Genomic DNA, 11,766 nt, shown 5'->3' with positions numbered 1-11,766 from the left:
GGTATTACCTATGAGGATTATATTTTCAGATCTTATTTTAATAAAATTAATTTCTTTTCTTTTTCTTAAATTCCAATCCACCAGCATCATGATTTCCTTCAGGACCTCCCGTTCTAGTCATTGCGCATCTAAATCCAATACTTCGGTCAGATTTGTCTTCATCTTTAAATCTTCTTGCTCCTGGAGACAACCAAAATAATCTATCTGACCAAGATCCTCCTTTAATAACTCTGGATTTTTTACTAACTAAAGATGTCTTACCATAGTTATATTCAACAGCTTCATCATCATCATCCATGAAGTCTTTAACCTCTCCTTTGTTGTAATTCTCTCTATCTGTAACTGCAGAATCTGAAACCACCTGATATTTAAGCGAACCAAGACTGTCTTTTTCTACCGGATTTCCAGATTCATCAAGTATTAATTCCTTAAATTCATTACCTCTGAATGGATTCAAATCTTGGTTTTCTACATCTCTTAAAGTAGTAGATGTCAATGGACGATAAACATCTTCAACCCATTCGGATACATTTCCTGCCATATTATACAGCCCAAAATCGTTTGGATAGTATTTCTTAACTGGTCCAGGAATATGTGAATGGTCATTAAGTTTACCAGCCATACCCATATAATCTCCTTCAGCTTTCTTGAAATTGGCTAAGATGGAACCCATATTCTTATCTCTCTTCTTATACCTTGCAGTATTGCTATCCCAAGGATATATTCTTCTATCTGTAATTAACTCATCTTTATTTGCAGATTGCTTTCCGATTAATGCTAAAGCAGCATACTCCCACTCTGCTTCTGTAGGCAATCTGTATTCAGGAAGTAATATCCCATCTTCGAATCTTACAGGACGTTCTCCACCGGTTTGTAAATCAGGTAAATTTTTTCGTACATTGCCAGTATATTGACCAGCTAAGTAAGACTTAGTATCAAAATTTTCAGCATCAACTTGCTCTGGATTTTGATTCAATACTCCTTTAGCGATTAATATTTCCTCATTAACTCTATCCGTTCTCCACTTACAATAGTTTTTAGCCTGTAACCAGCTAACACCCACTACTGGATATTCGTCGTAAGATGGAAATCTAAAATAGGTTTCAACAAATGGTTCATTGTAAGCTAGTTCCTCTCGCCATACCAAGGTATCAGGAAGTGCCTTTTTAAACACATCTGGATAAGACTTATAGACTCTATTAAGCCAATACAAATATTCCCTGTAATTAATATTGGAAATTTCAGTTTCGTCCATATAAAATGATGAAACTGTAACACGTCTTGGAATATTATTCCATTCGTAGGTAACGTCTTCTTCCGTCAGACCCATCGTAAAGGTTCCCCCTTCAATAAGTACTAAATTCGGACCAGTGGGTTGCCCCTCATAATCGACCTTCTCAAAACCCCCGTATTTAGGGTCATTGTACTTCCAACCTGTTGCGGAAGATTTTTCACTATTGCGTTTACTGCATGAGCTTACTATTAGTAAAAGCCCTACCAGAAAAACCACTGAATTTACTTTGGTTTTCATCCTACTACTGTCTTTTAATTTTTAGGAAAACAAAATTAGTTAAATATTTATTGTGCTAGTATATATTTTTTTAAAAATTTATCGAAAAGCATCAAAACAGTCACTAATATTCTTCTTTTCTTTAGTAACTGACTCAAAATTGAATAATAAACTCAACTCATGACTACCCCCTAAACCAATTCCTAATGAAGAAGTGGTGTAATCAAAACTATAAGTTAACTTCCAAAAATCTTTTCTAAATCCTAAGGTACCTATAACAGCATCACCATTATGACGGGCTATCCGATACCAAATTCCGGCAAAAACTGTGCTAAACTGGTATTGAGTACCTAAATTTACTTGAAAAAACTGTGCCTGTTTTGTTAAAATCACTCCTGGACTTAAAATTTTCTTATATTTTCCAAGTCTTTTATCAATTCTCCATTCAAAACCCGAGTGAACTGTAAATCTTAATGGTAGACCATTATATCCGTCACTATTAGAAGTCAAGATTCCAATTTTTGGGGAGTTGATGTGCTTCGTTGCCACTCCTATATAAAAGGTAGGCGAATAATACATCATCCCAACTCCAGCATCAAAATAATTCAAATTCGTTTTAGCAGGCCTGATTTCTTTGGAAATAATAGGAACACCCCCACCAGTAATTAAACCGAACTCAGGGTCAAGTTGATCTCCAAAAGTAAATTTATCCCAATTGTAGTTTATATTCACTAATCCCAATTCAACACCACCTTTAATATAATGTCCTTTTTTAGTTAATGGTACTCGATAGCTATAGATGACATTTGACTTAATGGTCTTGATCAATCCATCCCCTGCATCATCTGCAAGTAAAGTAAAGCCAAGCCCACTCTTAAATGTTTTGAAATACTGATCATAAGATAATAGGTAAGTAGTATAGCTTTTAAACTGTTGCTCAATGAATGGCCATTGATTCCTGTAATTAATTCCGATTCTTGGCGACCTTCCTAGTCCGGCAAAAGCAGGATTTACTTCTAAGGGCGCTGCATAAAATTGACTAAAAACCGGATCTTGAGCGTAAATATTACAAAAACTAGTTGCCCAAATTAAAAAAATACATATAAACTTAAATAAGTTAAATCCTAACATCTTAACAATAACTATATTTAACGCTCGTTTATTATTCAAATCACCTAATCTTATAAGGACAAATTTACTTTATCAATCCTTGTTTATGAAACTTAATTTTTTTAGTCTAATCCTGTTTACTCCAATATTACTATTAAGCCAGCAACATTGGAACGTCAAAGATAATGTAAAATGGGAGATTCCAATTGGTACAAATGGTGATTTAATTCAACACCCAAAATCCTCAATTCCATTCGAAGGCGCTGTTCGCTCCAATTTAGATCCACAGAAATTTCTCTATCGGAAAGAATTTCCGGTAAATGGCCCTGGTTCAATAACAGCAACCTTACTTTCCTTTGATGAAGAAACTTATAACCTTACTACCCTTTTTAAAGATATTCGCTATTCAAGCGAATATCAATTAAAATCCGGGATATCCAAAGAAAGGTCAACCTATACAGCTTGGATCGAATTAACTCCAATTAGAATGAATCCATCGGGCCAATTCCACCGAATACTTAATGTGGAATTCGATTTAAATTTTATACCAAATTTTGCACCTCCTCAATTACCACCCTTTACTAAAAATTCAGTTCTTGAATCGGGTCAAATATTCAAAATAAGTGTTTCCAGAAAGGGTATTTATAAAATTGATAAAAATTACTTGGAAAAAAATTTAAAAATTAATGTTGCTAATATTGATCCTCGTAATATACATATATATGGCAATGGAGGACAAAAATTACCTGAATCTAATGATCAATACAGAGAAGATGATTTAGTAGAAAATGCTATCTATATTGCGGGAGAATCAGACCAGATATTTAATGATCAGGATTATATACTTTTTTATGCCACTGGACCTGATATTCAAACCTATGATGCTGGTTTAAACGATTATTCTTATATAAAAAATCCATATAGCCAAAAATCTTATTTTTATATTAAAATAAATGACAAACCTGGTAAACGGATATCTGAAAAACCCGAACAATTTAATCCAAGTTTTACAACAAATCAAAGTTTAGAAACCATACACCATCAAAAGGAATTAACAAATATTATTGCTGGTGACCAATGCAATCATGGCACCGGTCAACAATGGTTTGGAGAAGAATTAAGTAATAGCCGAGAATTGGATTTCGGAACAGAGTTTTCTTTTCCTGAATTAGATCCAACAAAAGCAGCAAAAGTAAGTTGCGTATTTGCAACAAGAGCAACTCAAGGAACACAACTTATTATCAATATTAACGATAGCAAAATTGTTAAAAATTTATCACCCATATCCTCTTATCAATGCACTTACAAATTTGCAGAAAACAATAGCATAAAATCAGACATTAAGTTAAATAGTTCCGCCACTAAAGTAAACATAAAATTTCCTATATCCTCAAGTGATTCTGAAGGTTGGTTAGATTGGTTCCAAATCACTTCCTGGAAAAATTTAATATGGAATGGGGTTCCTATGTATGTACTTAATCCAGAGGCAAGTTCATATCAAACCACAGCTTATACGATTAATAATGCGAATACTTCTCTCACAACTTGGGATGTAACGCAACCCTTAAATATTTCAAGCGTAAAAAATAACACAATAAATAATACCTTAACTTTTGTGGATGAAAGCTTCCAAAAAAACAATCAATATATAGTTTTCAATGCCGCAACTTCAAATGCACAACCAGATTTTAATGGACCGGTTGAAAATCAAAATTTGCATATGTTGGATAATCTTGATTTTGTTATTATTTATCATGCATCACTTAAAGTTGAAGCGCTAAGACTTTTGAAACACAGAGAACAATTTTCGTCTTTGGTTGGAGTCGCAGTAGATATTGATCAAGTTTATAATGAATTTAGTTCTGGAACAAAGGATCCTACTTCTGTTAGAGATTTTGCGAGAATGCTTTATTCGCGAAATACACGATTCAAATATCTTACATTATTTGGTTCAGCTAGTTATGACTACAGATATTTAAATACTAAAAATAAAGATTTAAATTTAGTTCCTACCTATGAGACCCCAGAATCATTAGATCCTATTTATGGATTTCCTTCTGATGATTATTTTGGATTGTTGGACAATGGAGAAGGAGAAAATTTAAATGGAAAACTAGATATAGCAGTTGGCCGGATTATAAGTAGAACAATCGATGAAGCGCGAATCATGGTAGATAAAATCATTCGCTATGATACTGATCCGTTGACCCTTGGAGATTGGAGATTAAACAATTTATTTACGGCTGATGATGAAGACGGAAACACCCATTTTTATGATATGGATAGAATCGCTATCTTCAATCAAGAAAAAAACAAAAACATCAACCAACAAAAAGTTTACTTAGATGCTTATGAACAAGTGAGCACACCTGGAGGTGAACGATATCCCGAAGTAACCAAAGCGATAAATGATGCCATCTTTCAAGGGAACTTTGTTTATGCATATATGGGCCATGGAGGACCTACAGGATTGGCCCAAGAACGAGTTCTACAAGAACCCGATATTAAAGTATGGGACAACATTTACAAAATGCCCTTAATGATTACTGCTACTTGTACTTTTACTAGTTTTGATGATCCAAGTATTACCAGTGCTGGCAATTTAACTTTGCTCAATAAAGGTGGTGTCATTGGACTTTTTTCAACAGTTCGTCCTGTATATGCAGATGCCAATTATATTTTAACAAGAGATGTTTTTGATCAATTATATAATATAGAAAATGGCAAACATCTTACCATGGGTGAAATTTTAACAAGAGCAAAAAATAAGAATGGCTCAAGTGAAAACACAAGAAAATTTATGCTCTTTGGTGATCCTAGTCAAACCTTAGCATACCCCAAACTTGAAAATGAAATTTTAAGCATAAATGATAAACCGCTATCCCAATCTCCAGATACTCTAAGAGCACTTCAAACCGTAAAAGTAAAAGGTCGTGTAATACAGCCTGGAGGTAATATAGTAAGTGATTTCAATGGCATACTCAATGCAACTATATTCGATAAAGAAATAACTCTGAAAACCAGAAGGAATGATCCAGGCAGTAATGTTTCCTCTTTTAATATACAAAAAAATATCATTTTCAAAGGATCTACGGAAGTAAAAGATGGTATTTGGGAATTTTCATTTATCATTCCAAAAGATATAAACTATTCATTTGGAGCTGGCAAAATCAGTCTGTATGCTTCAAATCTGAAAGATTTAGACGCAGCAGGATATACCGATCATTTCATTGTCGGTGGTTTCAAATCTGACACTTTGTTAAATGACCAACCACCAGTTGTGAATTTATTTATGAATAATGATCAGTTTGCCAATGGTGGAATCACTGATGAAAATCCAAAAATCTTTGCAAAGATTAGTGATGATTTAGGGATTAATATCACAGGCAACAGTATTGGACATGATTTAACTGCAATTATTGACCAAAATTCTCAATCACCTATAATATTGAATAATTATTTTAAATCTAAACTGAATGATTTTAAATCAGGTGAGGTGACTTATCCGTTAAAAAATCTGGCATCGGGTAAACATACATTGACTGTAACTGCCTGGGATATTTCCAACAAAATGGGAAGTGCTAATATAGAATTTAATGTATTAAACAAAGACGCAGTGAGTATAGATCGAATATATAACTATCCAAATCCTTTTTCAAAACATACCCAATTCCAGTTTGAAACCAATTGGACCGGTATTCCTTTAGAAATTAATATTTATATCCAAACGATCACCGGGAAATTAGTAAAGACCATTACCAAACGCATTACACCAGATGGATATAGAATTACTAACCTTGATTGGGACGGAAAGGATGATTTTGGATCTGATCTTGCTAATGGTGTGTATGTATATCAAATCAAAATCAATGGTGAATTAGATGGTGAAATCATTAAAAAACAAAGCAAAATTGAAAAATTATTGATATTGAAGTAATAAATATATAAAAACTTACGATAAGTAGATAGCCAAGTTATAAAACACATAATAATTATTTCTAATATATCAAAATATCTTACTTTTGCACAAATTTAAATTTATGCGTCAATTAATCATATTGCTTATTTTTTCATTTACAATGGTCACAGTTCAAAGTCAGACATGGGATCCATATAAACACTGTATTATAAACGCAAGCACAGGTGAGTGTGTTCCTAATACCATATTAACGGCGCTCCCTTTTCTAAGAATTAATCCTGATGCACGTTCAGGTGCATTAGGCGATGCAGGACTTGCTATCAGCCCTGATCCTAACGCTATGCATTATAATGCAGCCCGATTAGCCTTTGCTGAAAATAATTTTGCTGTTTCTGCTACTTTTTCTCCGTGGTTGAGAAATTTAGGCATAGATGATATTTACTTGTTGTATTTATCCTCCTATTTAAAAATCGATAAATATCAAACTGCCGGTCTTGCCATTCGATACTTTTCACTTGGTAAAATAGAATTCAGAGATGAGAACGGAAATGATCAGGGCACAGGCGAGCCCAATGAATTTGAATTTGTTGGTGCCTATTCACGTAAACTCTCCGAAAAACTATCAGCTAGCCTTAGTGCTAAGTTCGTCTATTCTAATTTAGCCACAGGCCGATCCGTTGGTGCAAATAATATCACTCCAGCAAAATCATTTGCAGCAGACATAGGCGTTTATTATAAAACCAAAATGGGTGCCAGTGGTCGTAGAAATTATCTAAGCCTTGGAGCTGCAGTTACTAACATTGGATCAAAAGTTACCTATATCAAAGGATTAGTAAAAGATGTCATCCCTACCAATCTAGGTATCGGTGCGAATTATGAAATGAATTTTGATGATTTTAATTCAATCAACCTCATCTTAGACATTAATAAATTTTTGGTCCCAACACCTATACCACCAGGTAATCCAGATTATGATATTTCTCCTCAAGATACTATAGCTGATTACCGCCAAAAGCCTTTATTTTCAGGAATTTTTGGCTCATTTGCAGATGCACCAGGAGGTGCAAGAGAAGAGCTCCAAGAGCTTATGTATTCTCTTGGAATAGAATACTGGTATGATAAACAATTTGCTGTTAGAGCTGGATACTTTCACGAGAATAGTTTAAAGGGAAATAGACAATATTTGACCTTGGGTTGTGGATTTAAATACAATGTATTTGGAATGAATTTATCCTATCTAGTGCCTACTAATAACACCAGAAGCCCCTTAGCGAATACGATTAGGTTCTCTTTATTGTTTGATATGGCTGCATTTAATTCGGCTCAATAATAAAAACTCTAACTGCTTGGATTGAATTTATCATTCAAACAGTTAGAGTAAAAAAGTCGTTACTATAAGCCGGATTCTGTAATTCATAAATGAACCTTCTATCATTTATCTAGGTCTATTGTCACCAATAAACTCAATCTGCCTACCCTCCTGCGTGCTTAAAGCAATATAGAAGCATATACAATTCCAAAGGAATTCACAGGTTTATTTGGCATTTCAACTCACAAGGTTTATCCAATATTCCGATTACTCGTAATATTTGTGTGCTCTTACCACACATTTTCACCCTTACCCCGTCGAAACGGGGCGGTTATTCTCTGTGACCCTATCTGTCTCACTCTCGAGAGCCCACCTATTAAGTGGTGTGATGCTTCGTGTTGTCCAGACTTTCCTCGTACTCAAAATAAATACGCGATAGAACATAACGACCTCCAAAGGTAATAGAATTACTTAATTTGCTGACAAAACATACATTATAATAAAAGATAATGTATAATAACTTAACTTTATGCTGTGTTTTTAGATCACGTACATATTACGAATGCGAAATCATGGTTCAGTATCTGGATCATTGCATTTCTAATATTGATTTTAGGAAAACTCTATGAACAATATTATTTAGAATTTGATCATGATAATGGTCATATCATTCAAAAACAATGCGTAGAAAAAATTAATAAAATAGATCTAAAACTAAAAGAACTCAATTCAAAAATATCCAACAGACTTCAAGCGAATCAATCGAATCATGATCTTTCTTTTATCATAGACAAAGAAATCAAGGCCACTCCAAATCTAAAAAATAGCTATATCATTCTTTGTGAACAAAATCAATTAACGTATTGGAATAAACCAAACATTTATTTTGACAAAAATTGGTGTCCCTGCATGGACCAAGGCATAAAAGGGATTTTTGAGCATCAGGGAAATTATTTTTATGGCATCAATCAGACGATTGATGTTCCAGGAATAAATGCTTGCTTCTTTCTATACGAACCCATATTAGAAAATTCAAATTCAGAAGAACCACTTTTAATTACAGATGAAAAAGTTGCACCAGACCAATTAAAAATCAGTAATAAATCTAATGAAACTTTAGGCTATTTAAACAATGCCGGCACTGAATTATATTATATCTATGCCAATATTTTAATTATCATCTATTTACTTTTACTTTTCATCTTATATTATCCGTTTTATCATTTTACTAAATTATTTTTTATAAATAATAAAACACAATGGGCCTATCTTTCTCTTATCCTTGGAATCATACTAACCTTGAGTTTATCACAATGGATTGTCCAGAAATATAATTTCTTTGATAGTATTTTAACCAAATCATTAATAACAACAAGTTTTGTAAAATACTCCCTTTTTGAATTCATCATTATATCATATATCATTTTTCAAATCGTTTATATTTTTCACAAATATATTACATTCGAAAAACTACCTGCAAATCATAGCCGAACACTGAATTATATTATCCCTATTTTAAATAATGGAGCTGTCATTTTAACCTTAGTGGCGTATTGTGCAACATTTAAAGCAGTTTTTGTTAACTCTTCCTACTTTTTTAATTTAGATGAAAGCATTTTCTTTAAGAGTGAAAATTATATTTTACTCATATGCTTACTACTCATACTCATTGCACTTTTTTTAATTTCTCATAAACTATGTCAAAGTACAAATAGCTATAACCACTCTTTAAAAACTAAAATGATATTATACCTTATTAGTGTAGTGTTATTTTTTCCTATTGTATATAAATTCAATTTAGACATTTCTCTTTTTTCATTTTTCATTGCTACATCAATTATCATTTGGCTACAGGACTATTTTGTAGAATACAAACAAAATAACATACTGTGGCTTATTTCCTGGATCATGATTATTAGTTTTTTGACTTCAGGCTTGATTTTTCATTATCAGAATATTAAAAAGCGAACTGAAAAAGAGAAACTGGTCAACGAAATAAGCGATATCAAATACTCCAATGTTGACACCTTGGGTATTAGTAATTCAATAGGAATTTACAACTTGATTAATGCGAGCAATAAATATAATTATGAATTATATATTTATGAAAACGAACAACTAAAATACGGAACATCCTTCAACAAACCTGATGTATATAGATGCAAGGAAGCTTTAGGTAAAAAAAATCAGACCATTTTACAATATGATGGTAAAGAATTATTAATTAAAGCCATTAAACCTGGGTTTACTATTATATTATCTCATGCGATACCCAATTTGATTAAAGCCATATCGCTATTTTCCTACCTATTTACTATGCTCATTATATTTGCATATCTCATTAGTTTAATCAATCAGAATTATGATATACTTCCCGAAGGCCTGCAAGTGCAATTAGTAGATAAACCATCTTTAAGGAATAGGATACAATTTTATGTTATTCTCGGTATCGTCATCAGTTTTTTAACGATTGCGATTGTGACTGTATATTTTACTAAACAATCTGAACAAAAAATTGCTGAAGAATCACTATTTAATAAATTAAAATATTTAAGTTCATTTTTAGAGTCTACCATTACGTCAAGTCCAGATGTCGAAACCGCATTTTTGATTACTGAAAATCAAATTAAATCAACTTCATCACTTTTTGATTACAACATTGAATTGTATGACAACAAAGGATTCCAAAAAACAATTTTTAAGAATACTTCAACTGGTTCTGATAGTCGAATAAAATTATGCGATCCTGAATTTTATTTTTACTTTCCAAGTTCACTTGAAGATATAATCATCCGTACTGGTGATCGTTCGAATTCAAAATTAAAAATCAGTGCCTTCAAAAATATTTTCCTGAATAACCAAAGGTTGGCTACTATCGAAATGTCATCTTTTATTTCTATTGAAAAAAACAAAGAAAATCGCCTTGCTAATCTAATCAATACATTATTAAATATCTATGTTTTTTTATTTCTCATCGCAGCCAGTTTAGCTACCTTATTAGCAAATTCCATAACTTCTCCACTGGAAGTCCTCAGTGAAAAATTGAAACAAATTCGAATTGGAAAGCGCAATGAACTATTGGAGTGGTCAGGTCAAGATGAAATCGGAGATTTGATACAAGATTATAATAGAATGGTCAGTCAATTAGATGAAAGTGCATCTCTATTGGCAAAATCTGAAAGAGATTCTGCATGGAAGGAAATGGCAAAACAAGTAGCTCATGAAATAAAGAACCCATTAACTCCAATGAAATTAAGCATTCAATATTTGCAGCAATACATAAAGAGTGGCGCTCAAGATGTAAGTGCGATGGTAGTTAGAGTCAGCGAAACATTACTGGAACAAATAGATGGGCTTACAAAAATTGCAACCGAGTTTTCAAATTTTGGGACTATGCCTAAAGCTGAAAATGAAAAAATATTAATTAATGATTTGATCTCTCTGGTACACGATCTTTTTAGAAAAAGAGATGACATCGACATTTATTTAGTGGTGCCCATTGATGAATTTTATGTGTATTGTGATAAAAACCAGATCATTCGGGTATTAAATAATATTATTAATAATGCCATACAAGCAATACCGGAGCATAGAAGAGGCAAAATAGATATCGAATTAAAAAGAAAAAACATGTTTGCCCAAATTTGTATCAAAGACAATGGGATAGGCATTTCTGCTGAAATGAAGGACAAAGTATTCCTTCCAAATTTCACCACTAAGAACTCTGGGACAGGTTTAGGTTTAGCTATGTGCCAACAAATTATCGAGTCTCAAAATGGCAAAATCTACTTTGAATCAAATATCCAAATAGGTACACAATTCTTTATTGAAATACCACTCATGCGAAGCGAGGAAGAATTAAAATAATAGCACCAAATTAAACCATTATACCTCTTAAATGTTTTTTTGACGAAATAC

At 32.7% G+C, this 11,766-nt stretch carries 5 protein-coding genes and 1 other RNA gene; 3 read left to right on the top strand and 3 right to left on the bottom strand.

Annotated elements, in window-relative coordinates; translation table 11 throughout:
- Positions 1-46 precede the first annotated feature (46 nt).
- Together IPK88_13920 and IPK88_13915 are read right to left on the bottom strand one after the other, a co-directional pair.
- Entirely contained in the window at positions 47-1,531 is a 1,485-nt protein-coding gene (locus IPK88_13920; protein ID MBK8244520.1) for an SUMF1/EgtB/PvdO family nonheme iron enzyme, read from the bottom strand.
- A gap of 78 nt (positions 1,532-1,609) precedes the next feature.
- Complete coding sequence (locus tag IPK88_13915) at positions 1,610-2,680, bottom strand: PorP/SprF family type IX secretion system membrane protein (GenBank protein MBK8244519.1); 1,071 nt, start codon at positions 2,678-2,680, stop codon at positions 1,610-1,612.
- Between the two features lie 46 nt (positions 2,681-2,726).
- Here IPK88_13915 and porU point away from each other — a divergent pair, with 46 nt between their 5' ends.
- Together porU and porV are read left to right on the top strand one after the other, a co-directional pair.
- Positions 2,727-6,557, top strand: a complete 3,831-nt coding sequence (porU, locus tag IPK88_13910) for a type IX secretion system sortase PorU (GenBank protein ID MBK8244518.1) — start codon at positions 2,727-2,729, stop codon at positions 6,555-6,557.
- A gap of 103 nt (positions 6,558-6,660) precedes the next feature.
- Positions 6,661-7,869: a type IX secretion system outer membrane channel protein PorV gene (gene porV, locus IPK88_13905; protein ID MBK8244517.1), complete on the top strand. Its 1,209-nt coding sequence runs from the start codon at positions 6,661-6,663 to the stop codon at positions 7,867-7,869.
- 49 nt (positions 7,870-7,918) lie between these two features.
- Here porV and rnpB read toward each other — a convergent pair.
- Positions 7,919-8,300: RNase P RNA component class A (gene rnpB, locus IPK88_13900), an RNA gene on the bottom strand.
- 82 nt (positions 8,301-8,382) lie between these two features.
- On the opposite strand from rnpB, the gene IPK88_13895 reads away from it, so the two are divergent.
- Positions 8,383-11,715: a HAMP domain-containing histidine kinase gene (locus IPK88_13895; protein MBK8244516.1), complete on the top strand. Its 3,333-nt coding sequence runs from the start codon at positions 8,383-8,385 to the stop codon at positions 11,713-11,715.
- The last annotated feature ends 51 nt before the right edge of the window (positions 11,716-11,766 follow it).

It is taken from the genome of Candidatus Defluviibacterium haderslevense, from assembly GCA_016712225.1.
In the GTDB taxonomy this organism is placed as follows: Bacteria; Bacteroidota; Bacteroidia; order Chitinophagales; family Saprospiraceae; genus Vicinibacter; species Vicinibacter haderslevensis.
Note: the sequence above shows the minus strand (reverse complement) of the source record. Positions and strands in the feature narration are given on the sequence as shown.